Source organism: Limibacter armeniacum (assembly GCF_036880985.1).
GTDB classification, from domain to species: domain Bacteria; phylum Bacteroidota; class Bacteroidia; order Cytophagales; family Flammeovirgaceae; genus Limibacter; species Limibacter armeniacum.
Window position 1 is genome coordinate 1,889,300 of the sequence record NZ_JBAJNO010000009.1, and the last position, 25,470, is coordinate 1,914,769.

Here is a 25,470-nt window from a genome sequence, read left to right on the forward strand (position 1 = left end):
ATTTTCTCATAATTTCGGTGTATTATTTACATTTAATTCATCCGTTCACAACAACCGATTTCATGTAAGAAAAACACCTTAACAGGACTCCTTGTACCTCATTTATCTGGAGATTGTTTGTAAGGAATTATAGTCATATATTATAGTAGTTTCCTCACGCCATTACAGCTAACCTCAGATTCTCCATCCACAAATTCTTTCCATGAAAACTGCTAGAATATTCCTTCCAATACTACTGCTAACCGGTTGTTGCAAAAGCATCCCTTCAACAGATATCATCAAGCCTGAAATAACCATTGAAGTCTCTGATGCGATCAACTCAAAAACCTATTCATCCAAAGACACAAGTAAATTTCAGATCCCATTTGAAACCAATGAGGGGATAGTAAGCATCAATATCAAATGCCACGACAAAGGAGGGATCAGGCAACTGGACTACAATATGAATTCTGGTATTTTGGAGCGGTACCATACAGAAAAGTTCTTGGTAGACGAAAGCAAAGACCCGCTTCACAAAACACTGACCTACCATGGTTCTGATAAGTGCATAGAACAAATCATCAATATGCCGATCATGATTAAACCCATGAATGAAAATGGTGTGGTTGAGTTTTCGGTTACAGCGGAAGACTTCGGGGGCAACTCTAAAAATATTAATAAGGAAGAGACTCCTACAATCAAAATCCATTTTTAGCGGATGATGAAAAAGGGGGGTAAATGTTAAAAATGTGTTATGTGCTGTAGAAAAATGGGATTAATACAAGTCTCATCTTAAAAAAAGTAAATTTTCATATAATATGGAATATTTCTTGGAAGAAGTATTTACAAAAGTATCTATTTCTATTTTTCTCAAATGCACACATTATGAAAAAGCACATTATTAGAGTTGTCTCTATTTTTGGACTTGCGGCTCTTGCAGCCTGTACGTCAAGCAAAAAAGAGGAAAACGCCAGTCCACTTAATGATAAAGTAAGACTGAATGTCATCCTTGTAGATGCACCTGCCAACTATGACGAAGTCAACATTGATATTCAAGATGTAATGGTTGACTACACTACCTACAGCGAAACCTCAACTGAAGAGAACTGGGTATCGCTGGATCAAATGAACCCCAACATTTACAACTTATTAGAACTAACTGCTGGCGCTGAAGCAATGCTAGGCGACATTGAATTCCCTGCAGGGCACCTGAATAATGTGAGACTGATTTTGGGTGACAGTAACACAGTTATAATAGACAATAAGAAACACCACCTAACAACACCAAGTGGACAGACTTCAGGACTTAAAGTAAAAGTAGATGCTGAAATGAATCCTGGTCTTGCCTATACACTAACACTTGATTTTGATGCCAACCGCTCTATCGTAGAGGCTGGTAACTCTGGCAAGTATAACCTAAAGCCTGTGATCAGAGCTTCTATGGATGCTTATGGCGGATCAGTAACAGGTATTGTTAATCCTGTAGAAGAGTCATTCAGAGTTGAAGTACTGGCTGGAGAAACAGTAGTAGCAGGAACAGAAACCAACGATGGGCAATTCCTGTTGAAAGGAATCGAAGCTGGGGCTTACTCATTGGCAGTTGTACCTTTTGAGGGCAGCATCTACGTAGCTGACACAACAGACATCATCATTGTAGATCAGGAAATCAACACGTTGGAGCCAATTACATTGATTGAAATGGAAACAGAAGAAACAAGTGATGACACAACTACTGAAGAAGGTGACAACACTGATACTGAAGAAAGCAGTAACTAATGCTTTCTTCAAATAAGAAAAAAAGGGATGCTATTACGGCATCCCTTTTTCTATGTCTAAACTGTCTGAGAAATCTCTGATCAGCTGAAATGCTCCCTGAAAACGACTCAAAGGCACTTTTCCTGTATCATATATATCATGATAATGTTGCCATGACTTCCCCATCAGGTAGAAAAAAAATGAAGGCACCCCTGCCTCTGTAAAGAAATAATGGTCTGAGTTTGCGGCTTTACCTCTCTTCTGTATCACAGGTAAGTATTGTTTTTCGGAATTAATATCCGTCAACAAATTAAATTCTTTTTCAAATACAGCCCCGTTAACTGCCATCATGCCTTCTTCTCCAGAAGCAAACAAGTCAAGATTGATCAGAAAACGAATATCCTTCAAATCAAATAATGGGTTCTCCACATAATATCGAGACCCCACCAAACCAGCTTCTTCAGCCGCAAATCCCATGAATACTACTGAATGTTCAGGAGGGTTTACCTTATACCAACGAGATAACTCTAACAGCATCGCTACTCCTGTCGCATTGTCATTTCCTCCAGGAAAATACACTTGTTTTCCTATACTCCCTAAATGGTCATAATGGGCTGAAAATACGACATACTGTGTAGCTTGCTTTGTCCCTTCTATATAACCGATTACATTCTGCGTCTGATAAGCGGGTTGCCACTCTGCTCTGACATGTATTTCAATTTCCTCAGCATTATACTTTTCCAGAGTAGCCTTTCTCACAATCAACTTTGAAACGTCTCCCTGCTTTCTACTGACGCCAAAAGTTAGTTTATCAACCAAGAGGATTACACCAGCAGCTTTTTTTAGTTTCTCAGGTACTACTCGGGGCCACATCACTGCATCCCGCTCAAACTTGCTATCGTAGACCAATACTTTTCCTTGTATATCTTTCGCAGAAAAATATGCCACTAACTTCTCATGATTTTCAAAGACTGAATCAGGAATGTACACCAAAGTACCTTTCACATTAGCGGAAGCAGAAGCTGGATGAACAATAAAGTCTTCCCCAAGTTTAAGTGAGTGATCACCTACTTTTAACTTAGCCTTTTCAGGAAATGCATTAACGGGCATTGTAAACGACTGAAAGTAAGTATCACCAAAAGGTTTTAGCCCATTCGCTTCAAACTGCTTTTGAATAAAGTCTGCAGCTTTACGGTCTCCCCCATAGGTATATCCCCTGCCATGCATTTTTTTGGAACAGAGCTTTGCAATATTTTTTCGTACCCGATTCATATCCTGTGCAGATAAACTGACAATGCAGCAATACATAAAGATATTTAACAATAAGGCTCTTGTTATTAGGCTATTCATACGGTCTCTCTGGTTTGGATAAAAATAAAACCCGACAACGGAAAGCTGCCGGGTTTCATATCACTAGTTAGCTAAGGCTATTATGCTTTCAGTGCTGCAATACCAGGCAACTCTTTACCTTCCATCAGCTCAAGCATAGCTCCACCACCTGTCGAGATGTAAGATACTTTATCACCAAAGCCAAGTGTATTGACAGCCGCAGCTGAGTCACCACCACCAATCAGTGAGAAAGCACCGCTTTTCTCTGTTGCTTCAGCTACTGCTTCTGCAACTTTCACAGTACCGCTAGCAAAGTTTTCAAATTCAAATACTCCCATTGGTCCATTCCAAAGGATTGTTTTTGATGCTTTGATTACATCTGCAAATTGCTGCTCTGCTTTAGGACCGATATCCAATCCCATATGTCCTTCTGGAATTTCCATATTGTCAACTTCGATGCATACACCATCATTAGAGAATGAAGTGTTCGCACGAGAATCAACTGGTAACAACAGGTTTACACCTTTTTCTTCTGCTTTCTTGATCAGCTCAAGTGCCAAATCCAATTTATCTTCCTCACAAAGGGAGCTTCCGATAGAACCACCTTTCGCTTTGAAGAAAGTATAAGCCATACCACCACCAATGATGATATTGTTGGCAACATTCAGCATTTTTTCAATGATCAGGATCTTATCTGAAACCTTAGCACCACCCATAATGGCTGTCACAGGTTTTTTACCACTTTCAAGTACTTCTTTAGATGCCTCGATCTCACGGCCCATTGTAAAGCCGGCTACCTTGTCATCCATGAATTTAGCGATTACAGCTGTCGAAGCATGCGCACGGTGAGCCGTACCAAATGCATCCATCACCCATACATCACCACGAGATGCCAGTTTCTGAGCAAACTCTTCGTTACCTTTTTTCTCTTCCTTATAGAATCTGAGGTTATCAAGCAATATCACCTCACCCGGCTTAAGGTCGGCTGCCATCTGATCTGCTTCAGCACCAATGCAGTCACCTCCAAATTTCACTTCTACACCAAGTTTTTCTGAAAGTGGCTTAACGATGTGTTTCAAGGAATACTTTTCCTCATATACATCAGCTGGACGTCCCATATGAGACATTAGGATAGCCGAACCACCATCTTCCAAAATCTTCTTCACAGTAGGAATTACCGCATCGATTCTTGTATAATCTCTTACTGTAAAGTCATTGTTCAAAGGTACATTCAAGTCAACCCTTACGACAGCTTTCTTGCCGCTGAAATTATAGTCTGCTACAGTTTTCATTAAGTGTTTTTTAAGTATAATAGATGTTATTTGGTTTTCTCAATCAAGAAAAAAGTCATCCCCAATCAATACTCAGTTTTGGTATTATTACGATTCCTGTTTTTGAAACCGCCCTCTAAATTAGAAGTAAGAACTGCATTAAAAAATGATTTTTATTAGTCCTGAAAAGTATGGTTATCCCTAGACAATAAAAAAACTGGCAGCTCCATACTACCAGTTTTCGAAATAACTAAACTGTTTTGCTGTATTATTCCTTAGCACTTTGGATAAAACTGGTGACATCTCCCACAGTTCTGAAGCTACTCCATTGGCTATCCACTTTTTCCTTTGGGATTCCCATTTCCTGAGTTAGCATATTATGCAGCTGCTGCCAAGCAGTTCCACCACTACAGATTTCACTAAGAGGAGTATCACTGGTAATATTACTTGCACTGAGGTCAAAACCACTTTTCTTGGCAATCTCAGCCAAAGAGCTATTAACACTCTCCATACTCATTTCACTAGCAGTACCTCTCACTGTCGAAGTTGTTGCATTCCAACTGTCTTCAGCTTCACTTCTTGCCTTATCAGCAGCCTTGTTAGTCATGTCTTCAGCATCATCAGCCATTTCAGAAGCTCTCTCAGAGGCATCATCCACCATTTCTTTACCCCTCGTAGTGGCATCATCCATCATTTCGCTTCCTCTGTTGTAAGCATCACTTGACATGTCTTCGACTTCATCTCCAGTTTCTCTAGCTGACTCACTCACACGGTCAGCAGCTCTCTCAGTGTCATTTTTGGTATCTTTACATCCAGTAAAACCAAAAGCAATTAATGTTGATAGTAACAAAATTTTGAGTTTCATAGTCGGTTGTTTTTTGTTGAGTAATGATACAGTTTACCTGAATGCCAATAGGCTCCGTAATACTTAATACACTCCCATTACATGATTATCCGATGACAAGGCCATCGGCAGTCACAGCATCTATACAGTTAGTTAGCAAAGTCATGTGCATGTATACTATCACTGTTAATTTATTACAGATAAATTTCTTACATGCAACAATCTTATATTAATGAAATGGTATTCTTAAAATGATGATATCAAAACCCCATTTCATTCACATTCAGCTATTTAATAATATAAAAAAAACTCCTGAAACTTACACGTTTCAGGAGTTTCCATTGCCTCAACCAACACCACTTTAAAACAAACTTTGTTGCAATCCGTCATTTGGCGCTGACAGCCCTAAGTGCTTGTAAGCGGCTTCCGTAGCCTGCCTACCTCTAGCTGTCCGTTTTATATATCCCTCCTTGATCAAGAAAGGTTCATATACTTCTTCAATCGTTTCAGCCTCTTCTCCACAAGCCGTTGCAATTGTATTCAAGCCCACAGGCCCGCCCTTAAACTTTTCAATGATGGTTTGAAGGATTCGGTTATCCATTTCATCTAAACCATCATAGTCCACATTGAGGGCATCCAATGCAATTCTTGCAATGTCAATAGTAATACGTCCATTGCCTTTTACCTCTGCAAAATCTCTTGTTCTACGTAGCAAGTTATTGGCGATACGTGGAGTTCCTCTACTCCTTCTTGCAATTTCAAATGATGCGTTGTCATCTACTGGTGTCCGTAAAATACCACAAGAGCGTGTGACAATGCGGGACAGTAACTCTGCATCATAATATTCCAATCTGGCATTTATACCAAAACGAGCCCTTAATGGCGCTGTAAGTAGACCTGATCGGGTTGTTGCTCCAATCAAGGTAAAGGGACTTAACCCGATTTGAATTGTTCTTGCATTGGGACCTGAGTCAAGCATGATGTCAATTCGAAAATCCTCCATAGCAGAATAGAGGTACTCTTCCACTACAGGATTCAATCGGTGAATCTCATCAATAAACAATACATCTCCTTCTTCCAGATTGGTTAGTAACCCTGCAAGGTCACTTGGCTTTTCCAGCACTGGTCCAGAAGTGATCTTGATATCTGCACCCATCTCATTCGAGATAATGTTAGCCAAAGTGGTTTTCCCTAATCCGGGAGGGCCATGTAGCAGCACATGATCCAAAGGCTCTTCTCTATTAAGTGCAGCACTTACAAAGATCTTCAGGTTTTCAAGTATCTGCTTCTGTCCAGTAAAGTCATCAAAAGAAAGGGGGCGTAATGCTCTTTCTACATCCCTTTCCGAATCTGACATATCGTGGTTATCTCCTTTCAGATATTCTTCTCGCATAATCGTCAAACGGTTCGTCCGTATTAGGGTACTGCTACCTCTTCTTCCCTTGTACTTCTTTATACCCCTAATGAATTGAGCATTGCTATATTAACATGCTCATATTTTAAACACAAAAATAATGCTTTATTGCCACAATTTACATTTCCGCTTCATAATTATATTTCTTCACAGAAAATTAAAATAACTCATAACATAGCAAAAAACACTTACATGTGACAATTAAAGCCTCTACTGCATTCTTTATCTAATATTATGTAAATATGCTTTTAAAAGTACTTCCATAACAGCCATTTACATTTGATTTATATTGTCAAATTTATTCTTTGATTAATCAAATAGAGCAAATATTCATTCGCCTCTTTAGGAATTATTAATTGATAATTAAGTGTTTACCTCTTCATTAAAATCCTTATATTGACACAATCTCTATAAAATATTACACACGTAATACTTCATTGCGTTTCAATACCATTAATTCTAGCTACTCAAATTCAAACTTCACTCTCAGCCCTTGAGAGCGCAAGACGAGCTATGCATTCTATTATTGATCCATTACCATTAAAATTATCAAGCTATGTGTACCAATACCCTTTTACCGCTAACACTACTTATCCTTGTTATGTTCTCATGTCAAAGCAGACAATATGATCAAAATACTGACACTGCCACCAACATGGTGTTTACATCGCATGGCACCCACCTTCCTTCTGCTGATATTCTGACAGACCAAGGATATATAGAAATGGATGATGCCATTCCTTTCAACATGCAATGGGAAGTAATTGCCTCCATGATTGAACTAAACAGTACTCGTACAGAGCCAGCTTTCCTTCTATATGCTGAAAAAGCCAAGAGTCACTCTGTGGATATGGCTCGGACAGCTGCCATTGAAAAATGTAAACTGGGCATGATGAAAGAAGCTATCCAGTATTTTGAGAGTACTACCCCACAAGGTGTTTCTTTTATCACCAGAGGAAGTTCGTTAGAAACCCTTGCCCTTTCAAAACCTGTTTTACTTGCACAAAAACCTATAGATGGCGGTGAAGTAGAAGTATTGGTCATCATGGGTTGTGAAATAGAAAAAGTCAAAAAGAATATTGCCTCTAGAGAATAAGACTACTTAATCAAACATTCAAAGGCTATTTCCTGTTAGATTTTGGATGTTGTCTTAACAAATATCCAACAAGACATAGTATCTTCTGATTTATCTTTAAATTTGCACTGATTTATCACACAAAAAACTGCTTTACAGTGGAAAAAACAGCATTGAAATACAAAGTAAAAGACATTTCCCTAGCTGACTGGGGACGTAAGGAAATTGAACTGGCAGAGGCAGAAATGCCAGGTCTGATGGCCATCAGAGAAGAATACAAAGCAGAACAGCCGCTAAAAGGGGCTAGAATCGCTGGCTGTCTGCACATGACAATCCAAACTGCCGTACTGATTGAAACACTTGTGGATCTGGGAGCTGAAGTTACCTGGTCTTCTTGTAATATTTTCTCAACACAGGACCATGCTGCTGCTGCTATTGCTGCTGCAAATGTTCCTGTATTTGCATGGAAAGGATTAACTGATGAGGAGTTTGACTGGTGTATCGAACAAACGCTTTTCGCTTTTGAAGGTGGCAAGCCTTTGAACATGATCCTTGATGACGGTGGTGACCTTACTAATATGGTACTTGACCGTTACCCTGAGTTGGTAAAAGACATCAAAGGTATCTCTGAAGAGACAACTACTGGTGTTCTTCGCCTGATCGAAAGAGAAAGAAAAGGAACACTTCCAATTCCTGCTATTAACATTAATGACTCGGTTACCAAATCCAAGTTTGACAACAAGTATGGTTGCCGTGAATCATTGGTAGACGGTATCCGTCGTGCTACTGATGTTATGCTTGCTGGTAAAGTGGCTGTAGTTGCTGGTTTTGGTGATGTTGGTAAAGGTTCTGCTGCTTCACTGAGAGGTGCAGGTGCTAGAGTTATCGTTACTGAAATTGACCCGATCTGTGCGCTTCAGGCTGCCATGGAAGGTTACGAAGTAAAGAAAATGGATGATGCTGTAAAAGAAGCTGATATTGTTGTAACAGCTACTGGTAACAAGGATATCATCATTGGCCGCCACTTTGAGAACATGAAAGACAAAGCGATCGTTTGTAACATCGGTCACTTTGACAATGAAATCGATATGGCTTGGCTTATCAAAAACCACGGCGACTCTAAAGTGAATATCAAGCCTCAGGTTGATAAATTCACTGTAAACGGTCACGATGTGATTATATTGGCAGAAGGTCGTCTGGTAAACCTTGGCTGTGCGACAGGACACCCTTCATTTGTGATGTCTAACTCTTTCACTAACCAAACACTTGCTCAAATCGAGCTGTGGTTGCGTAATGACCAGTACGAAAACAAGGTTTATACACTTCCTAAACACCTTGACGAAAAAGTTGCAATGCTGCACCTTGCTAAGGTTGGTGTTGACCTTGAAGTATTGACTAAAGAACAGGCTGACTATATCGGTGTACCTGTTGAAGGTCCATTCAAAAATGACGAATACAGATACTAATCATCTGTGTCCATACAAAATATATAGCCACTCTCTAGGGAGTGGCTTTTTTTCTACTAAAAATTCAGAGGTAGTTATCAACACCAAATATCTCTTTTATTAGGCTTCTATCAACAAAAAAGGAAGCCATTACCTTGACTTCCTTCTTTCTCGACTAGTGCTTTAGCTTGTCTTTTAACTTATCACCAACCTTGTCAATTGACTTCTCAATCTTCATGGTTGCTTTTTCAAACTCAGTAGGGGCAAACTCTTGGAACATTAGGTATCCAACAGCCACTACCAATGCCAGCAATACCAGCTTCATGATCATTTTGGCTACTTTAACCAAAATAAATATTCCTAAAACAGCTGCTACTGCAATTACTGCTATTTGTTCAGGAGCCATAATAAAAAGTTTTTTAATTAGTAATTAGTGAATCAAGACTTGTGCAATAGACATGCCTAATGTTATGCCAATATACAACTTTGTTCGTATCAGGGCATAAAAAAAGGCAAGCCAAATGGCTTGCCTTTCTGTATATATCGAAATAGAAATTACTTCAGTTCGATAACAGCACCTTGCTCTTCCAGTGCTTTCTTCAGAGCTTCAGCTTCGTCTTTAGAAACACCTTCTTTTACTGGAGCTGGAGCAGAGTCAGCAAGTTCTTTTGCTTCTTTCAGTCCAAGACCAGCGCTTTCTTTCAGTGCTTTAACAACTTTCAGCTTTTGGTCACCTACTGATTTCAAAACTACGTCGAATTCAGTTTTCTCCTCAGCAGCAGCAGCACCGTCAGCAGCACCAGCTACCATTACTGGAGCAGCAGCAGCTGCAGGCTCGATACCATACTCTTCTTTAAGGATTTCCGCCAGTTCTTGTACTTCTTTAACTGTCAGGTTTACCAGTTGCTCTGCGAATTGTTTCAGATCTGCCATTTTTAAAAGACTTTTAAAAGTTTTTTTCCAAATAATAAGTGTAAATATATATATGGAAGCAACCTCAAGTCAGAGAGGTATCTCATTGACTCTTAGCGTAACATTCTACTTCCGGTGCTTGCAAAAAGCAAGACTTTAAGGGTTAAGCTACCAGTTGGTAACTTAAGAGCTTCCTTACTCTCCTCTTTCTTCTAGAGTTTTCAGGATGCCAGAGATAGTTTGGCCACTTGAAGACAGCGCAGAAATAACGTTCTTCGCTGGTGACTGAAGCAAACCAATAACGTCGCCGATAAGCTCCGCTTTCGATTTGATTGAAGTCAGTGCTTCAAGGGTGTTATCACCTACGTAAAGTGCTGAGTCAACTGACGCACCCTTCAATACAGGGATTTGTCTATCTTTACCCATGCCTTTTCTGAATTCCTTCAGAGCTTTAGCAGGTGCTGATCCAGACTCTGGAGAGAACATGATACCAGACATACCTTTCAGTACAGCTTTATCAGTGAACTCACTGTAGTCAGCCTCCAGTGTACCCAGGGCTTTCTCGATCAGTTTATTTTTAACTACTCTGTATTCGATACCCTTGTCGAAACAAGCCTGTCTGAACTTGTTTACTTCTTCAACGGTCATTGATGCAGCATCAACGATATAGAAGTAATCAGTTGCAGCTAACTTTTGGCTCAGTTCCTCGACAAGTTCAAACTTTTCTTGTTTAGTCATGATTAAATACCTTGGATTGAACCTTTGTCAACATTAATACCAGGGCCCATAGTTGAAGAGATCGTAATACTCTTGAAATAAGTACCCTTAGCTGCTGATGGCTTCAGTCTGTTGATTGTACCTACCAGCTCTTCAATGTTTTCTTTCAGCATGTTTGCCTCGAAAGAAACTTTACCAGTTGAAGTGTGGATGATACCAGTTTTATCAACTTTGAAGTCAATCTTACCAGCTTTTACTTCTTGTACCGCTTTGCCTACTTCAAGGGTTACAGTACCCGCCTTAGGGTTAGGCATCAGACCACGAGGACCCAATACTCTACCAAGACGACCTACTTTGGCCATTACCGTTGGCATAGTGATGATTACGTCGATGTCAGTCCATCCGCCTTCGATCTTTTTGATCATGTCGTCAAGACCTACGTAATCTGCACCTGCAGCTTTCGCTTCTTCTTCTTTATCAGGAGTAACTAGTGCTAGTACTCTTACTTCTTTACCTACACCGTGTGGCAGAGATACTACACCTCTTACCATTTGGTCAGCTTTACGTGGGTCTACACCCAGTCTTACGTCAATATCAACAGAAGCGTCGAATTTCTCGAAAGACAGCTCTTTCACAAGCGCGCAAGCCTCCTCAAGGGTATAAGCTTTGTTGCCGTCGTATTTAGACAAGGCTTCTTTATATTTCTTTGTCAGTGCCATGTTTTCTTAATACTTCTTGTGAAAAATTATGCTTCCCAAGGAGCTTGACCTGAAACAGTGATACCCATAGACCTTGCAGTACCTGCTACCATTCTCATGGCAGACTCAACAGTAAAGCAGTTTAGGTCAGGCATTTTAGTTTCGGCAATCTCTTTTACTTGATCCCAAGTAACTGATGCTACTTTGTCACGGTTTGGCGCAGAAGAACCTTTCTTTGCTTTTGCCGCTTCCATCAGCATGTTGGCTGCCGGAGGAGTTTTGATTACGAAGTCGAACGACTTGTCGGCGTAGATCGTAATCAATACTGGCAGCAGTTTGCCTGCTTTGTCCTGAGTTCTGGCATTGAACTGCTTACAGAAGTCCATAATGTTCAGACCCTTAGAACCCAGCGCAGGACCTACAGGAGGCGAAGGATTAGCTGCTCCACCTTTAATCTGTAGCTTCAGATAACCCGCTATTTGCTTAGCCATTTTCTTAATCTACTTTTTCTACTTGTTTATAATCAAGTTCCACTGGTGCGTTACGCCCGAAGATCTTCACCATGACGTTCAGTTTTTTCTTCTCGTCATGTACCTCTTCAACAGTTCCTGTGAAACCGCTGAATGGTCCGTCCATTACTTTCACCGATTCGCCAACAACGAAGGAAACATCGTGTTTCACTTCTTCCTCGTCCTGCTCATTGATATTTAATAGACGGTTGATCTCAGACTCTCGCATAGGCTTTGGAAGCACTGATGGGTCTTTTGTGTCCGCATTCAGAAAGCCTATGACACCTGAAACGTTTTTGATCATGTGCAATGCCTCACCATTAGATAAATCAGCACGAACAATTACGTAGCCTGGAAGTGAGATACGTTCTACTTCAACTTTTTTGGTTTTGCCATCGCGCTGCTTTCGTGTTTGGTAAACACGTTCAGTTGGGACAAACACATCCGTGATAAAGGCACCCATGCCTTGATTCTCTACCTCTTTTACAAGGTATTCTTTCACTTTCTTCTCTTGTCCACTTACGGCTCTGACTACATACCAATTCAGACCACTCATTCGACTATATTATTTTTGGAGGCGCAACTAAATTAAAACTTGAAAGAATTGTAAAAAGCTGACAGGCTTTCATTGAATGCTGTATCAGCAAGACCAATCACCAAAGCGAAGATCAGGGAAGATACAAGCACCAAAATTGAGCTCTGCTGCAATTCACTAAAAGATGACCACGTTACGTTCTCTGTCATCTCTGTATAAGATTCTCTCAGAAATTGAACAAATTTATTCATGTGTCGTGTAAGTTTTATGGACATAAAAAAGAAGCTTTTCGTTTCTAAAGCCTCTACTTATGCCAGGTTAAAAAACCAGATATCCTGTAAACTAATGCACGGGCGGTAAGATTCGAACTCACGACCTACGGTTTTGGAGACCGCCGCTCTACCAGCTGAGCTACGCCCGTGTACAGTATACGAAGCAAGTATAGGTATTTTTTCTTACAAAAAACACATCTACTTGAAATTCGAGATGCAAAGGTAGAAAGTTAACTATGATAATCAAATAGTTCTAGAAATTATTTTAGTTAATCTCCTTTAACCCAATCTATTAACTTCCTTTGCCATTACTTACACTAAAGTAAACCAATGTTTACTGCAAGAAAAAACCCCGTAGTTTCCTACGGGGAATTCCTTGTTGCACGGGCGGTAAGATTCGAACTCACGACCTACGGTTTTGGAGACCGCCGCTCTACCAGCTGAGCTACGCCCGTTTTTGTTTTGCTATTCTATCCCTGAAAGCGAGTGCAATATTAAGGGGTTAAATTGTAATTCCCAAACACCATTCAAACATTTTCCCTAACACTTCTCACTCAAATCTTATAAAGCACTATCCATCAACTTTTTATTTACCGAAAAAAAATCGAATAAATTTTCACTCAGACTTCTTCAAGTCACCATACTCTACAATTTTTTTCTAGGTTGAATTATATATAAGATACATTTATATAAATTTATTCATCATTTTTTGCATTTTTTAACTCATTCCCCCATATTTGAAGTGGGAAAAGAATTTTTGGACTAATGAACAAACTGATTTTTTCAGAACTACTTTTTTAACTCATCTTTTTGATCTTAAAATATTAACTCCCATAGGCCTGGTGAATATTAAATTCATCAGGCCTTTTTTGTTCACTATATTTTGAAATAGGGCCATTCACTATTCAGTTCAAAATAATTGAAGTTCTATATTGCAGACCCAAACTGTAGAACGATGCTAATAAAAACGAAAGGAATTGTGTTAGGCTCTATCAAGTACAAAGAGTCTTCTATCATTGTTAGAATATATACTGAAGCACTAGGTCTTCGCTCTTACATAATCCATGGGGTAAGAAGCAGTAAAAGTAAAAACAATAAAGCTGCTTTGTATCGACCATTAACCTTATTGGACATGGAGGTTTATGAACGAGGCAATACCGAAATCCAAAAGGTAGCTGATGCCCGAATAAGTCGCCCATTCTTCAGCTTCCAATCCAACATATACAAGTCTACCATACTCATCTTTTTAACGGAAGTCCTGTCGAAACTATTAAAAGAGGAAGAAAGCAATGATGCGCTCTTTACTTTCTTGGAGCAAAGCTTAATTGCTTTTGATCAAATTGAGGCACATTTTTCAAATTTCCATTTACAGTTCTTACTAAAATTACCTTTACATATGGGATTTGGGTTTAGTAAGGCTTCTGAGATGATTGAACAACTTCAAGCTGTTCGTACTGAAGACAAACAGATAGAAGGAGCCATTAATATGCTATTAGACAGTTCCTATACAGCAGCCATCCCACTCAATCATAAAACCCGGTCTACTATACTAGACTATCTATTAAAATACTTTCAATTGCATATGCATAACTTTGGTACTGTAAAGTCTTTAGCCATATTACAGGAAGTCTTAAGTGATTAACAATCAATCACATCATAATCAATAAGTTGAGTAGGGTTGTGGAATTTCAAATTGTACTAGTAGTGGAAACAATTAGCTTTTACCACTATGAAAAAATTGGCAACATTTCTAATATGCCTATCAACACTACAGGCATTTGCCTCAACTGACTCTAACACGACTTCTATAGTATCTTCGAAAGACACGGTATCCACTCCAGACAACAGAACGGATGTCTTTTCGGACGAGGCACTTACAGATGCACAAAGCATCGTAACAAAAGTGATTATCAACGAGAACCTTATTTTTACAACGACCTATGCTGCATCAGATAAAGTAATTCTGACTCACAACAAGGTTATGGTTGTATTAGAAAAAGAAGATCTCGGCACTAAGATATCTGTGATATCAGGCACAAAAAAGGACAATAAACTTTACAACAGGTTAGCCTTAAAAATCTGGAAAGCTTTTGACAGAGAGTAGGCATTTGCATGCTAACTAAATATTAGCTTAGTATATTGGCACCCAAAAAAAAGGAAGTGCTATATATACTTGATTTAATTGGAACATTTGCCTTTGCCATTAGTGGTACTTTAGCCGCTGCCAATAAAAGGCTTGATATCTTTGGAGCTTTAATGATGGCCGCCGTCACAGGAGTTGGAGGAGGTACCCTTCGGGATCTTATTCTTGGTGCACACCCTGTTGCATGGGCTTCAGACTATAACTACCTGATCGTTATATCAGCAGCAACAGCATTCACATTTGCTTTCAGGAAAACTGTAAGTAAGCTTCGAAAGACACTTTTCTTATTTGATACAGTTGGTATTGGTGTATTCACAGTGATGGGACTAGAAAAGGCCCTCAACTATGGTATTTTACCTGGAGTAGCAGTAGTAATGGGAACATTTACAGCTGTAATGGGTGGAGCTATTAGAGATACACTGTGCAATGAAATCCCTTTAATCTTCAGAAAAGAGATTTATGCAACAGCATGCTTCGTTGGAGGTATCCTCTACTTAATATTAAATCACTTCGAAATCAACAATGTGTTGAATACCTGCCTTACTGTTTTCACAATCATCTGTATCAGGCTTTTTTCAATAAAGTACCATTTACAGTTACCTGTACTTCCCGAAGAAGCATAAAAAAAGCCTTTGCTAATTAAAGCAAAGGCTTTTGTATAAATTCTTACAGTCTTATTGTGCTGAGAAAGTATAGCTATATTGAGTATCTGTTTCTGCAACTCTTGCACTAGCAGAAGTATCTGCTTTTTTAGTCCAAATAAGTTGAACAGTACCTGCAGACGTTGAAACTGTTTCGAACTCAACATCACCAAATACTTTATCTGCTTTGCTTACAGCACCGCTACCAAAGCCTGTAGGCATAGGGTATACATCACTATTATGTCCTGAAACAACAACAGTACCACTAGAGTATGAATCATTATCATACGATACTGTCAAAGTAAAGTCAGGGTTAGATGTCGGTGTTGAAGGGTTTGCATTCGCCAAAGCGTAAGTCACTACTACTGGATCTGGATCATCACTATCGTCTCCACACCCGAAAGTGAATACCATTGACATAGAAAGTAAGAAAGCTAGAAATCTTAAAGTTTTCTTGTTCATAATTGAATAAAAAATTAGAAATTGGATTGATGATTAACTAACGGGACACCTACTTAATTCTGTAAATATATGGACTTATCTATCTTTTATAATTATTTACAGAAATAATTTCATTACAAAATTCATATTCGTAAGGTTGGTTGGAACAAATTAGGACCAACTTATCAGGCATTGGCTGTGTCGCAATGGCCAAATACCACTCTATATTTTGGTGATCAAGGTTTGAAGTTGGTTCATCCAACATGATAATTTCACCTTGACTATAAAAAGTTAATGCTAGTTTTAGCTTTTGCTTCATCCCAGAGGAGAAGTCTCTGATCATCTTATCTTTAGAACGCTGATAACCTAACAGATCAATAATCTCGCCAGTACTTTTACTCAATGGCTTGAAGTTTTGATAAAAGTCTAGTAACTCGGTAAGTGTAAACTCTTCTATCACTTCAGTATAAGGCCCTGCAATTGTTAGGTGGCTGTAAATATGGTCTGCACTGACCTGCCTACCTTCAGCCTCATATAACAGTGTTCCTTCTGTTTGGGGCATCACCCCTGCCAAAGTCTTCAATAAGGTGGTTTTGCCACTTCCGTTACCTCCAGTTATAGCATACTTCCTACCTATTTCCAGCTCAAGGTCTACGTTTCTAAAAATCCAATCTCGTACAAATTTTTTCCCTAGTCCTTCAGCTTTGATCTTCATTGGTAGCCTTATGTAAACTATTTCTATAATAAGGATAACCTAATCTCTTATTAGAACAAAATAGATTGATAACGAACGAAATATAAATTGTCTTTATACAAAAAAGAAAAAAGCAGAGACAATCACCAATCTCCGCTTTTCACTTAATACTAATATTCCTTAATATCCTTTGACAACGCCTCTATCCGAATTCTTGAGGAATGTCAAAACTTCCTCTCTAGCATCCGTCTGAGCCATTTCCTCTTCTACCATTTTAACAGCGACAGAAAGGTTGACTCCTTTGTTGTAAAGGTTTCGGTATATCTCATGGATTTCATGGATTGTATCATTGTCAAAACCTCTACGTTTCAATCCTACTGAGTTAATACCACAATAACGAAGCGGTTCACGACCAGCTTTGATAAATGGAGGAACGTCTTTACTCACCAAAGAACCTCCTGCTACAAATGCATGGGTTCCGATTTTCACAAACTGGTGAATAGCAGTTGTACCACCTACTACCACATTATCTCCTACTTCTACGTGTCCAGCCATTTGAACTCCATTAGAGAAAATACAGTAGTCTCCAATCTGACAATCGTGAGCGATGTGAACGTATGCCATTAGTAAGCAATTGTTCCCTATACGGGTTTCCCACTTATCTGATGTACCACGATTAATCGTTACGCACTCTCTGATAATAGTGTTATCTCCAATTACTACTGTTGTATCTTCTCCCTCAAACTTAAGGTCTTGCGGAACTGCTGAGATAACAGCACCTGGGAAAATTTTACAGTTTTTACCAATTCGAGCCCCTTCCATGATAGTCACATTGGGACCAATCCAAGAGCCTTCGCCAATTTCTACATTCCCACGGATTGTTGTAAACGGTTCAATCACTACGCCTTCCCCTATCTTGGCATCAGGGTGTATATTCGTTAGAGGATAATCCATTACCACCTTTATTATACCGAATTAAGAGACTTACAAGACCGACCATATAATTGCTCAATGCAATCCAAACAGCACTCAAAGTTCTGTAAATCTGTGAATTTATTAGTCCAGTTTAATCATTTACAAAAATGCAAAAGACTGTATTTCACAACCTTTTGCATTTTCATTTAAGAATTATAACTATTCAGCTACCTCTTTTTTTACAAGGCTTGCTGTCATTGTTGCTTCACAAACGAGTTTATCACCTACAAAAGCTTGTCCTTTCATTTTGGCGATACCTCTACGTATTGGTGCCATCAACTCACACTTCATAATCAGTGTATCACCTGGCACTACCATTCTCCTGAATTTACAGTCATCAATCCCGATAAAGTAACTCCAGTATTCCTGAGGGTTATCCACAGTGTTCATCACCAATACTCCTCCTGTTTGAGCCATAGCTTCTACTTGAAGAACTCCTGGCATTACAGGGTTACCTGGGAAGTGACCATTGAAAAACTCTTCGTTTACTGTCACATTCTTGATACCTACTACAAAAGTATCTGTAAGCTCAGTTACTTTATCTACCAATTTGAATGGGTAACGGTGAGGTAGCAAGTTATTAAGGTCATTTACATCATATAATGATGGCGCCTTAGGGTTATACTCAGGTACATTATTTCGCTCAGACTTCAGCATCAGCTTTTTCAGCTTTCTTCCAAATGCTACGTTTGCAGCATGTCCTGGTCTTGCAGCCAAAATCTGTGCCTTAATTGGACGACCTACCAAAGCCAGATCACCAATCACATCCAAAAGCTTGTGACGGGCAGGTTCGTTGGTAAATCTCAACTCAACGTTATTCAGGATACCTTCCTCTTTCACTTCAACACTTGGCAAGTCAAACAGCTTTGCCAGCTCTGCCAGTTCGCTTTCAGAGATCACCTGATCAACTACTACAATTGCATTGCTGAAATTACCACCTTTAATCAGGTTAGCCTTTCTCAGCATTTCCACTTCATGCAAGAAACAGAAAGTACGGCAGCTTGCAATCTCAGTTGCAAACTCCTCTATATCATTCAATGTTGCGTGCTGGCTACCCAAAACAGGTGAATTATAATCCACCATTACCGTCACACGGTAATCGTCTAAAGGCAGTGCTGCAATCTCAACTTTTCTATCTTCTTCCTTGTAGAAAACACCTTCAGGAACTTCAAAGAAGTTTCTCAAAGCTGGTTGTTCTTCCAAACCTGCTTCCATAAGTGCTTCTACGAACTTGATTGAGCTACCATCCATAATTGGAGGCTCAGGTCCAGTCATCTGAATTAGGCAGTTATCAATCTGTAAGCCCACCAAAGCAGCCAAAGTATGCTCAACCGTATAGATTTTCGCACCATCTTGCTCAATTGTTGTGCCTCTTGACAAATCAACAACATTATCTACGTCAGCGTCTACGGTTGGCTGACCTTCCAAATCAACACGCTGAAACTTGTAACCGTGGTTTGGAGGAGCCGGCACAAAAGTCATAGTCGCCTGCTCACCTGTATGGATACCCACACCTGTTACAGTGACACTCTTTTGAATTGTATGTTGCTTAGTATACATCATATCTAAAGAGAAAAAATTTCTAGTCTATCAGAGATAAAACAAAGCCTTCTAACAAGGACAATTGAAATATAAATTAGGACAATTTTAATTAGCTATCAGCCAATAACTTTCTTTCTAATTCCGCAACTTTACGCTGAAGATCAGGTAATTTGCGGTAAACCATAAAGGCTTTAATATGCTCACCTGATGGAATGGCAGGAGAACCCATAATTTTAGTACCTGGTTCTTTCACAGACTGTGCGATACCTGACTGCGCAGCTATCATGGTTCTATCAGCAACTTTAATGTGTCCAGCCAAACCTACTTGACCTCCCAACATACAGTTATCCCCTACCTCTGTTGAACCAGATATACCAGCTTGAGAAGCAATAACCGTATTTTTACCAACCACTGCATTATGAGCTACCTGAATCAGGTTATCCAGTTTAGCCCCTTGCTTAATAACAGTCGAGCCCATTGTAGCACAATCGACTACTGTATTTGCTCCGATATCTACATGATCTTCCAAAATCACATTACCAATCTGAGGGATTGTCTTGTAAGTCCCATCAGACTGTGGCGCAAAACCAAATCCATCAGAACCAATCACAGCCCCCCCCTGTAGGGTACAGTAACTACCAATTTTACAATCAGCATATACCTTCACTCCAGCATACAGGATAACATTATCACCAATCTCTACATTGTCGCCAATGTAAACATGTGGATAGATTTTTACGTTGCTTCCAATCTTCACATTCTCTCCGATATAAGCGAAAGCTCCAATATACTCTCCTTCGCCAACCTGAGCTGAATCATGAATAAAAGATGGTTGCTCTCTTCCTTGCTTCCTGAAGCTCATCATGCGCTGATACTCAGTCAGTAGTGCTGTAAAAGCCGAATAGGCATCTTCTGTATAAATTAGTGCGGCTTTAACTTCCTTTTTAGGCTCAAACCCTTCACTTACCAGCACAGCGGAAACTTCAGTCGTATAAATGAACTCTTCGTATTTCATGTTAGCCAAAAAAGAAATGGCACCTTGACCACCCTCCTGAATCTTGGCAACAGTATTAATCATCGCAGAGTCATCCCCCACAACTCTTCCTCCCAGAATCTGGGCGATTTGTTTTACGCTTATTTCCATTTTTATTTCAGAACCAAATACACAGATCACAACAAAACAGCGGTTGTGATATCAAAATGTGTCACCCTTTATATCTAAGGATCAACAAAAAATCTCACAAAGATACTATTTCACCCTCTATAAACAAACAATAAATCCTTAAGCTACTGACCTTCAACCCTGATAACAGGTATATTTCAACTCCTCCAAAGACATGTAGGATGAATTGTCAACACTTAAGGAAAAATTGGTTAGTAAGTAACCCTTACGCTTCAATACTTTTACCTCTGTAACAGGAAAAGCAACTCCCCTGTTTCTTGGTCATTACAAAAATCACCTTAAAGTTATATAGCAATGAAAAGTAATCGTCATCATTCGTCCAGCTATGAACATATCCTGATGTTTGAAGCTACTCAACAACCATTAAACCACATTATCTATTTTGATGAAAATAATAACCGAATAAGCCTCACAGATTCTATCAAAAACGTGTCTCCAGAAGGGGATGTAAAATATTTAGCGTTGGAGTCTGGGTCCAAAATCCAATTGGAACAGATATACAGTGTAGATGGAGACATATCTCCTTACTATTCCAATGATTACTTTGCCTGTGACTGTGTATAAAAATCAAAAGCCCCAAGCAACTTTTCTTGCTTGGGGCTTTTCTTATTTATTGAGGAAAAATTTCCAATAATACTGCATAACCCTGGTCGGCAAACTCCGACAAGCCATAAAACAGACCAATACCGAAGATTGTCTGCCCAGAACTTAGTTCATACAAAGCCAATGGCAAGGCTGTAACAGAAAGTAAAGCAAAAAATATGACCAGTAAACTTCCTAAAACCATTAAGGCTATTGGATCTTGAATCAAGATAATGGCAGCAAAGATCAACGCACAACCATTAGCACCGATTACAGCGATTGTAACAATATTCTTCTTATTGATATACTTGCCAATAATAACCGAAAGCAAAGCCGATGCTATTACGATACCACTACCAATAAATTTGCCATTCAACCAAGCTTCCCCAAATTGGAATACATTGTTGTAGATTGTTGGTAAAAACTTAAAAATTACTGTCGTATAGATACCTAATACAACACTCACTACTACAACAACCCAAAACCTAGAACTCCCTGAGTTAGTATTATTGTCAAAACCAATGCCTAGCTTATCATCAGACACTTTCTTGAAAGAGCGTTGCAGGTATGCCCCTGAAGTGTATATCAAAATCCCTCCAACCGCAAAAGTTATAGGACCTCCTAAAAAGCTTAGTATATCCACAATGATTGGCTCCAATGAATATGCTACGTCAAATGTCAGCACAAACAAAGCCAACACAGCGGGCAACAATCTTTGTGGGACAAACCGTTCGATCAACGAAATGGCAGGACTTCTAAATATGTTCATACTGATCAACCATCCTGTAATAAACACAGGTACAAACCATCTTATCCAACCTTGAGGCTGAAAGAAAACAGTCAGGGCTACAGCCATAAAAATCATAGCCACTACGTTGATCCCGATATTAATAATCGGCAGTCTCTTACCATATTTTTTCAACTGATGGTCAGCTAGCCAACCTGCAAGTGCGGGTGTACCTACCACCAGAATACCCTGCCACACCGTAAAAGGCAAGCTGTATTCTGCAAAGCCAAAAACATAAAGGACTTGTGGTTGATACTCATGGTAAGCAATCCATGAAATGATCACCGATATATCTAATAGCAGAAGTGCTATTACCTGAGGCCAATAGATTCGTTCACTCTGTATGGCCTTTTCAGCAACAGCAGTTTGAGAAGAGGTATTCATCTAGTTATTGGGATTTAGTTTATTAAGCTTATTATAAAAATAAGAAGCAATTGGATTATATCCACGTATAAAGTAGAAATATCCAATTACTTGTCAGGTTATTCACAATAAAAACAACTCTACTGTACATCATACGATGTGTAGACATAAAGTGGATTTATCAAAGTCAAAAAAACCGTTACGCAGTATGTTACTAACTTAACTTGGGATGACATAGGTAATGCTTTTTCACCACTTTACTCAAAGCATCAATATTTGGAAGGTCTGATGCTTGAGCTATATCAATGATATCACCAGCTTTGGTTTTGATATTGATATTTTCATAGTTCGGTACATAAGCTGCATTACTAACAGTTCCTGTTACACAAACAAAAGATAACTCCTCATCACTATAGCCAAAGTCTTTCTTGAGCAAGCTTCTTATTTCTTCTACTTCAGTATCTGAAAATGGCTGATCTGAGATACGCACCTTAAACAGGTTTCTGTTAAGTAACCTATTACTCAACTCTTTCAATACCCTATCTTCACTCTGACTCCACCATTTGACACCCGCCATAATATCATGATCGTCCAATGCGGCAAATTGGTCAATCAATTCTGGATTCTTCCTGAAGTCATCCAACGAGATACTTTGGTAAAGAAAAGTTTCCAAAGCAGGTGTAGCCATTAGCTTCTCACCTCTTTTAGCCAATGTCTTAGCCCTTCTGATTAGCTGAATCAACATCTGTTCTGCACCAACAGCTGTCTTATGCAAATACACTTGCCAATACATAAGTCTTCTGGCATTCAGAAAGTTTTCAATACTGTAAATCCCTTTCTCTTCCACAACAATCCGGTCATCCACTACATCCAGCATTCGGATAATCCTATCTGTACCGATACTTCCTTCTATTACCCCAGTAAAAAAACAATCCCGTTGCAGGTAGTCCATCCTATCCATATCCAACTGGCTTGACACCAACTGGTGCAGAAACTTCACCTTATAAGTATTCTTAAAAATCTTAATAGCAGTTGAAAGCTGTCCATCAAACTCCTCATTAAGCTTTTCCATCATCAATATGGACAACTCTTCATGATGTACACCATCCATCAATGCAAACTCCAGTGCATGCGAAAATGGACCATGTCCCAAATCATGTAACAAGATTGAGATCATGGCAGCTTCACGCTCATGTTTCGGAATTTTATGTCCTTTGTTTTTCAATGCATCCATTGCCATCGACATCAGGTGCATTGCCCCCAAAGCGTGACTGAAGCGCGTATGTATAGCACCCGGGTAAACCATGCTGCTTAGCCCTAGCTGTTTAATTCTTCCGAGGCGTTGAAACCAAGGGTGCTGAATAAGGTCATGGAAAATCTCTGACTTTATACTCACAAAACCATAAACAGGGTCGTTAATGATTTTCTTCTTAATTGTTTCCATACTGATATGGTAGTTGAAAAACTTAAAGTTGATATTTTATGAAAGTTCAAAGGTTGCATAATGGCTTTATCACCAACTATACAACCTTTCTTTATACTGTTTTTTAGAAATAAGTACCAATACTCAACATCGCTCTTATATTGGACTCGTCTACTTTTATGGTTGGGTGTATCACTATTTCTGTGTCTTCTCCAACCCGATCCAACTGCTGCTGATAATTGTCTAGGTTAGGGTCCAGAAAATTATTTGGGAATCGAACATCCAGTTGGTAAGGAACCAAATAAGTTGGTTGGCTTTGGACAACAATGGCTAAATCAGCAAAAAACCGTTGATTCCTAAAACCTCCACCAAATGTAATAAACTGTGCATTGGACTTTGTAGAGCGTTCTATCACCATTGGCACATCAGGGTTTTCAATCTGATCCCATTCAAAGTTAAACTCCTTGATGGTCTGCAAATCTTTTTTGCGAGGGTCAGGCTTCAAAGCATAACCTCCTCTTGCATACCACTGACCAAAACGAAGCTCTGTACCGATATTGATGTTTACAACACCTCTATATTCATTTGATAGAATTTCATTATCTCCTGTTACATCAAGTGGAAATACCTGATCAAAACTTGACACATACTCTTCTGCCTTTTTAAGTTTTGCTGTATTGTAGGCTACATATTCGAAATCAGCAGAGAGTAACCCTCTTTTACCTAAAAAGCCCGTAAGCCCTGCCGCCAACTTATAAGGAGTACGCATATTAAACTGTGTCTCTATAGCTTCATGGAATGCTGTTCGCTCACCATTGATGGATACATTAGGATCACCATCAGCAGGATTTGGAGGGTCAGAAACACCACTGTCGACTATAAACTGAAAATATGCCTGTTCATCAAAGTTCAAGTTATTATAATCTGCCGAAAGGCTGGCAGAATAGATATCCGTAACGTTATAATAAGTCGGAAGTGTGTAAACAAGTCCTACCCTCAAATAATCATGCGCTCTAAAAATAGCTCCTATCGAACCATTAAATCCAGTTCCATCCGTTCTGAATCTTTCCGAGAAATTGAGTTGCTGAAGGTCTCCCGATCCATTTCGCCCTTCAAAATTATACTGGTCTTTGTCATAACGGAATGTCTGGATTCCTAGCTTTGCCCCCACATAAACACGGTCACCAAAGTTGGCACCATAGGCAAAACTAAACTCCTGCTGTGCACCAGACGTTGACACTTGTCCATCCCTACTGTCAGGTGAGGAAAAAATCAGAGTATAAAGACTTTGAGGAGTATCCTCAGATGCATTAGGCTTGGTTACTCTCAAAAACTCAGCACTATACCCCAACGAACCTATTATAGTTGAGCTAAACTGCTTTTCATCTTCCAAAAAGCCTAACGGAAGCCCTTGAGCAGTCTCATTAAAATAGTCAACCATTGAGGTTTGGTTAGTACCATCTCCTTCGTAAAAGGTTTTGCCATTAAAATCATTCAACCTAGTGTAGGCTATAGCAAATGATCCTCCCTTCCATGTTTGCGGTCCGCCTTTAGCCTTACTGAAAATTACGCCCAGTAATGGGAAGTTGAATTTGGTTTGACTCTCAGAACCACTGACCCCGTTTCCAGAAGCATCGGTATTTGCAAAGTATAATGAGGGTGCAAAGTGGTATTCAGATTTCCTGTTAAATCCCAAACCTGCCGGATTGGTAAACGCATTACTGATATCCCCACCTAATGCAACCCCAACACCACCCATAGATTGCATGCGGGCAGATCCTGTAATTGAGGTTCTTGAATACCTAAGGGCATCCAAATAATAACCAGTAGGTTGTGATTGGGCTTGAAGCAAATGTGAGCTAAGAAAAGCTCCTGCAATCAGGCAAAAAGTCTTGAAGTTAGTTACAGTTCGCATAGTATCGTTTATTCTGGTTGTCATAC

At 39.4% G+C, this 25,470-nt stretch carries 27 protein-coding genes and 2 tRNA genes; 8 read left to right on the plus strand and 21 right to left on the minus strand.

Going from position 1 to position 25,470, the window contains the following annotated elements; all coding sequences use genetic code 11:
• Positions 1–202: 202 nt before the first annotated feature.
• On the plus strand, positions 203–694 hold the full coding sequence (locus V6R21_RS25715; protein WP_334246394.1) for a hypothetical protein: 492 nt from the start codon (positions 203–205) through the stop codon (positions 692–694).
• A gap of 170 nt (positions 695–864) precedes the next feature.
• Positions 865–1,755, plus strand: a complete 891-nt coding sequence (locus V6R21_RS25720) for a DUF4382 domain-containing protein (protein WP_334246395.1) — start codon at positions 865–867, stop codon at positions 1,753–1,755.
• A gap of 33 nt (positions 1,756–1,788) precedes the next feature.
• Here the strand turns inward: V6R21_RS25720 and V6R21_RS25725 are convergent, their stop codons facing one another.
• From V6R21_RS25725 to ruvB, 4 genes are all read right to left on the minus strand, one after another.
• Positions 1,789–3,084: a M28 family metallopeptidase gene (locus V6R21_RS25725; RefSeq protein WP_334246396.1), complete on the minus strand. Its 1,296-nt coding sequence runs from the start codon at positions 3,082–3,084 to the stop codon at positions 1,789–1,791.
• An 80-nt stretch (positions 3,085–3,164) separates the two neighbouring features.
• Positions 3,165–4,355 carry a phosphoglycerate kinase gene (locus tag V6R21_RS25730; RefSeq protein ID WP_334246397.1) on the minus strand — a complete coding sequence of 397 codons (1,191 nt, stop codon included), beginning with the start codon at positions 4,353–4,355 and terminating at the stop codon, positions 3,165–3,167.
• 247 nt (positions 4,356–4,602) lie between these two features.
• Complete coding sequence (locus tag V6R21_RS25735; RefSeq protein ID WP_334246398.1) at positions 4,603–5,199, minus strand: hypothetical protein; 597 nt, start codon at positions 5,197–5,199, stop codon at positions 4,603–4,605.
• A gap of 340 nt (positions 5,200–5,539) precedes the next feature.
• Entirely contained in the window at positions 5,540–6,571 is a 1,032-nt protein-coding gene (ruvB, locus tag V6R21_RS25740; protein ID WP_334246399.1) for a Holliday junction branch migration DNA helicase RuvB, read from the minus strand.
• 577 nt (positions 6,572–7,148) lie between these two features.
• Here ruvB and V6R21_RS25745 point away from each other — a divergent pair.
• Together V6R21_RS25745 and ahcY are read left to right on the plus strand one after the other, a co-directional pair.
• Positions 7,149–7,688 (plus strand): hypothetical protein, encoded by a 540-nt coding sequence (locus V6R21_RS25745; protein WP_334246400.1) that lies wholly within the window; start codon positions 7,149–7,151, stop codon positions 7,686–7,688.
• Between the two features lie 137 nt (positions 7,689–7,825).
• Positions 7,826–9,133: an adenosylhomocysteinase gene (gene ahcY / locus V6R21_RS25750; protein ID WP_334246401.1), complete on the plus strand. Its 1,308-nt coding sequence runs from the start codon at positions 7,826–7,828 to the stop codon at positions 9,131–9,133.
• Between the two features lie 154 nt (positions 9,134–9,287).
• Here ahcY and V6R21_RS25755 read toward each other — a convergent pair whose 3' ends face one another.
• From V6R21_RS25755 to V6R21_RS25795, 9 genes are all read right to left on the minus strand, one after another.
• Positions 9,288–9,518, minus strand: coding sequence for a hypothetical protein (locus V6R21_RS25755; RefSeq protein WP_334246402.1), 231 nt, complete (start codon positions 9,516–9,518; stop codon positions 9,288–9,290).
• Between the two features lie 149 nt (positions 9,519–9,667).
• The gene (gene rplL, locus V6R21_RS25760) at positions 9,668–10,045 is read right to left on the minus strand and encodes a 50S ribosomal protein L7/L12 (protein WP_334246403.1); all 378 of its coding nucleotides are present in this window, start codon (positions 10,043–10,045) and stop codon (positions 9,668–9,670) included.
• A gap of 174 nt (positions 10,046–10,219) precedes the next feature.
• Positions 10,220–10,762 (minus strand): 50S ribosomal protein L10, encoded by a 543-nt coding sequence (gene rplJ, locus V6R21_RS25765; RefSeq protein WP_334246404.1) that lies wholly within the window; start codon positions 10,760–10,762, stop codon positions 10,220–10,222.
• A 2-nt stretch (positions 10,763–10,764) separates the two neighbouring features.
• A complete protein-coding gene (gene rplA, locus V6R21_RS25770; protein WP_334246405.1) occupies positions 10,765–11,460 on the minus strand; it encodes a 50S ribosomal protein L1 in 696 nt (231 codons plus the stop codon).
• 26 nt (positions 11,461–11,486) lie between these two features.
• Positions 11,487–11,930, minus strand: a complete 444-nt coding sequence (rplK, locus tag V6R21_RS25775) for a 50S ribosomal protein L11 (RefSeq protein WP_334246406.1) — start codon at positions 11,928–11,930, stop codon at positions 11,487–11,489.
• 4 nt (positions 11,931–11,934) lie between these two features.
• The gene (gene nusG, locus V6R21_RS25780; RefSeq protein WP_334246407.1) at positions 11,935–12,504 is read right to left on the minus strand and encodes a transcription termination/antitermination protein NusG; all 570 of its coding nucleotides are present in this window, start codon (positions 12,502–12,504) and stop codon (positions 11,935–11,937) included.
• Between the two features lie 32 nt (positions 12,505–12,536).
• Positions 12,537–12,734, minus strand: coding sequence for a preprotein translocase subunit SecE (gene secE, locus V6R21_RS25785; RefSeq protein WP_334246408.1), 198 nt, complete (start codon positions 12,732–12,734; stop codon positions 12,537–12,539).
• Between the two features lie 97 nt (positions 12,735–12,831).
• Positions 12,832–12,904, minus strand: a tRNA-Trp gene (locus V6R21_RS25790).
• 233 nt (positions 12,905–13,137) lie between these two features.
• Positions 13,138–13,210: transfer RNA gene (locus tag V6R21_RS25795), tRNA-Trp, on the minus strand.
• Between the two features lie 500 nt (positions 13,211–13,710).
• Here V6R21_RS25795 and recO point away from each other — a divergent pair.
• The 3 genes from recO to V6R21_RS25810 all read left to right on the plus strand — a co-directional run bounded on the left by recO (position 13,711) and on the right by V6R21_RS25810 (position 15,521).
• On the plus strand, positions 13,711–14,397 hold the full coding sequence (gene recO, locus V6R21_RS25800; protein WP_334246409.1) for a DNA repair protein RecO: 687 nt from the start codon (positions 13,711–13,713) through the stop codon (positions 14,395–14,397).
• An 87-nt stretch (positions 14,398–14,484) separates the two neighbouring features.
• Complete coding sequence (locus tag V6R21_RS25805; RefSeq protein WP_334246410.1) at positions 14,485–14,859, plus strand: hypothetical protein; 375 nt, start codon at positions 14,485–14,487, stop codon at positions 14,857–14,859.
• A gap of 35 nt (positions 14,860–14,894) precedes the next feature.
• On the plus strand, positions 14,895–15,521 hold the full coding sequence (locus tag V6R21_RS25810) for a trimeric intracellular cation channel family protein (protein WP_334246411.1): 627 nt from the start codon (positions 14,895–14,897) through the stop codon (positions 15,519–15,521).
• Positions 15,522–15,572: 51 nt separating this feature from the next.
• On the opposite strand, the gene V6R21_RS25815 is transcribed toward V6R21_RS25810, so the two are convergent.
• The 5 genes from V6R21_RS25815 to lpxD all read right to left on the minus strand — a co-directional run bounded on the left by V6R21_RS25815 (position 15,573) and on the right by lpxD (position 20,335).
• Positions 15,573–16,001, minus strand: coding sequence for a hypothetical protein (locus V6R21_RS25815; protein WP_334246412.1), 429 nt, complete (start codon positions 15,999–16,001; stop codon positions 15,573–15,575).
• 79 nt (positions 16,002–16,080) lie between these two features.
• Positions 16,081–16,695 carry an ABC transporter ATP-binding protein gene (locus V6R21_RS25820; RefSeq protein WP_334246413.1) on the minus strand — a complete coding sequence of 205 codons (615 nt, stop codon included), beginning with the start codon at positions 16,693–16,695 and terminating at the stop codon, positions 16,081–16,083.
• Between the two features lie 159 nt (positions 16,696–16,854).
• On the minus strand, positions 16,855–17,628 hold the full coding sequence (gene lpxA / locus V6R21_RS25825; protein WP_334246414.1) for an acyl-ACP--UDP-N-acetylglucosamine O-acyltransferase: 774 nt from the start codon (positions 17,626–17,628) through the stop codon (positions 16,855–16,857).
• Between the two features lie 180 nt (positions 17,629–17,808).
• A complete protein-coding gene (locus tag V6R21_RS25830; protein ID WP_334247605.1) occupies positions 17,809–19,209 on the minus strand; it encodes a bifunctional UDP-3-O-[3-hydroxymyristoyl] N-acetylglucosamine deacetylase/3-hydroxyacyl-ACP dehydratase in 1,401 nt (466 codons plus the stop codon).
• Between the two features lie 91 nt (positions 19,210–19,300).
• Entirely contained in the window at positions 19,301–20,335 is a 1,035-nt protein-coding gene (gene lpxD / locus V6R21_RS25835; RefSeq protein ID WP_334246415.1) for a UDP-3-O-(3-hydroxymyristoyl)glucosamine N-acyltransferase, read from the minus strand.
• A gap of 333 nt (positions 20,336–20,668) precedes the next feature.
• Here lpxD and V6R21_RS25840 point away from each other — a divergent pair, with 333 nt between their 5' ends.
• Positions 20,669–20,938 carry a hypothetical protein gene (locus V6R21_RS25840; protein ID WP_334246416.1) on the plus strand — a complete coding sequence of 90 codons (270 nt, stop codon included), beginning with the start codon at positions 20,669–20,671 and terminating at the stop codon, positions 20,936–20,938.
• A gap of 46 nt (positions 20,939–20,984) precedes the next feature.
• On the opposite strand, the gene V6R21_RS25845 is transcribed toward V6R21_RS25840, so the two are convergent.
• The 3 genes from V6R21_RS25845 to V6R21_RS25855 form a co-directional block, all read right to left on the minus strand.
• Positions 20,985–22,127, minus strand: coding sequence for a hypothetical protein (locus tag V6R21_RS25845; RefSeq protein ID WP_334246417.1), 1,143 nt, complete (start codon positions 22,125–22,127; stop codon positions 20,985–20,987).
• 193 nt (positions 22,128–22,320) lie between these two features.
• The gene (locus V6R21_RS25850) at positions 22,321–23,550 is read right to left on the minus strand and encodes an HD domain-containing protein (RefSeq protein WP_334246418.1); all 1,230 of its coding nucleotides are present in this window, start codon (positions 23,548–23,550) and stop codon (positions 22,321–22,323) included.
• 103 nt (positions 23,551–23,653) lie between these two features.
• Positions 23,654–25,444 carry a hypothetical protein gene (locus tag V6R21_RS25855; RefSeq protein ID WP_334246419.1) on the minus strand — a complete coding sequence of 597 codons (1,791 nt, stop codon included), beginning with the start codon at positions 25,442–25,444 and terminating at the stop codon, positions 23,654–23,656.
• Between the last annotated feature and the right edge of the window lie 26 nt (positions 25,445–25,470).

Excerpts from the sequence above, each read along its gene's own strand:
- V6R21_RS25715 (WP_334246394.1), top strand. The coding sequence starts at position 203 with ATGAAAACTGCTAGAATATTCCTTCCAATACTACTGCTAACCGGTTGT.
- V6R21_RS25720 (WP_334246395.1), top strand. The coding sequence starts at position 865 with ATGAAAAAGCACATTATTAGAGTTGTCTCTATTTTTGGACTTGCGGCT.
- V6R21_RS25725 (WP_334246396.1), bottom strand. The coding sequence starts at position 3,084 with ATGAATAGCCTAATAACAAGAGCCTTATTGTTAAATATCTTTATGTAT.
- V6R21_RS25730 (WP_334246397.1), bottom strand. The coding sequence starts at position 4,355 with ATGAAAACTGTAGCAGACTATAATTTCAGCGGCAAGAAAGCTGTCGTA.
- V6R21_RS25735 (WP_334246398.1), bottom strand. The coding sequence starts at position 5,199 with ATGAAACTCAAAATTTTGTTACTATCAACATTAATTGCTTTTGGTTTT.
- ruvB (WP_334246399.1), bottom strand. The coding sequence starts at position 6,571 with ATGCGAGAAGAATATCTGAAAGGAGATAACCACGATATGTCAGATTCG.
- V6R21_RS25745 (WP_334246400.1), top strand. The coding sequence starts at position 7,149 with ATGTGTACCAATACCCTTTTACCGCTAACACTACTTATCCTTGTTATG.
- V6R21_RS25755 (WP_334246402.1), bottom strand. The coding sequence starts at position 9,518 with ATGGCTCCTGAACAAATAGCAGTAATTGCAGTAGCAGCTGTTTTAGGA.
- rplL (WP_334246403.1), bottom strand. The coding sequence starts at position 10,045 with ATGGCAGATCTGAAACAATTCGCAGAGCAACTGGTAAACCTGACAGTT.
- rplJ (WP_334246404.1), bottom strand. The coding sequence starts at position 10,762 with ATGACTAAACAAGAAAAGTTTGAACTTGTCGAGGAACTGAGCCAAAAG.
- rplA (WP_334246405.1), bottom strand. The coding sequence starts at position 11,460 with ATGGCACTGACAAAGAAATATAAAGAAGCCTTGTCTAAATACGACGGC.
- rplK (WP_334246406.1), bottom strand. The coding sequence starts at position 11,930 with ATGGCTAAGCAAATAGCGGGTTATCTGAAGCTACAGATTAAAGGTGGA.
- nusG (WP_334246407.1), bottom strand. The coding sequence starts at position 12,504 with ATGAGTGGTCTGAATTGGTATGTAGTCAGAGCCGTAAGTGGACAAGAG.
- secE (WP_334246408.1), bottom strand. The coding sequence starts at position 12,734 with ATGAATAAATTTGTTCAATTTCTGAGAGAATCTTATACAGAGATGACA.
- recO (WP_334246409.1), top strand. The coding sequence starts at position 13,711 with ATGCTAATAAAAACGAAAGGAATTGTGTTAGGCTCTATCAAGTACAAA.
- V6R21_RS25805 (WP_334246410.1), top strand. The coding sequence starts at position 14,485 with ATGAAAAAATTGGCAACATTTCTAATATGCCTATCAACACTACAGGCA.
- V6R21_RS25815 (WP_334246412.1), bottom strand. The coding sequence starts at position 16,001 with ATGAACAAGAAAACTTTAAGATTTCTAGCTTTCTTACTTTCTATGTCA.
- V6R21_RS25820 (WP_334246413.1), bottom strand. The coding sequence starts at position 16,695 with ATGAAGATCAAAGCTGAAGGACTAGGGAAAAAATTTGTACGAGATTGG.
- lpxA (WP_334246414.1), bottom strand. The coding sequence starts at position 17,628 with ATGGATTATCCTCTAACGAATATACACCCTGATGCCAAGATAGGGGAA.
- V6R21_RS25830 (WP_334247605.1), bottom strand. The coding sequence starts at position 19,209 with ATGTATACTAAGCAACATACAATTCAAAAGAGTGTCACTGTAACAGGT.
- lpxD (WP_334246415.1), bottom strand. The coding sequence starts at position 20,335 with ATGGAAATAAGCGTAAAACAAATCGCCCAGATTCTGGGAGGAAGAGTT.
- V6R21_RS25840 (WP_334246416.1), top strand. The coding sequence starts at position 20,669 with ATGAAAAGTAATCGTCATCATTCGTCCAGCTATGAACATATCCTGATG.
- V6R21_RS25845 (WP_334246417.1), bottom strand. The coding sequence starts at position 22,127 with ATGAATACCTCTTCTCAAACTGCTGTTGCTGAAAAGGCCATACAGAGT.
- V6R21_RS25850 (WP_334246418.1), bottom strand. The coding sequence starts at position 23,550 with ATGGAAACAATTAAGAAGAAAATCATTAACGACCCTGTTTATGGTTTT.
- V6R21_RS25855 (WP_334246419.1), bottom strand. The coding sequence starts at position 25,444 with ATGCGAACTGTAACTAACTTCAAGACTTTTTGCCTGATTGCAGGAGCT.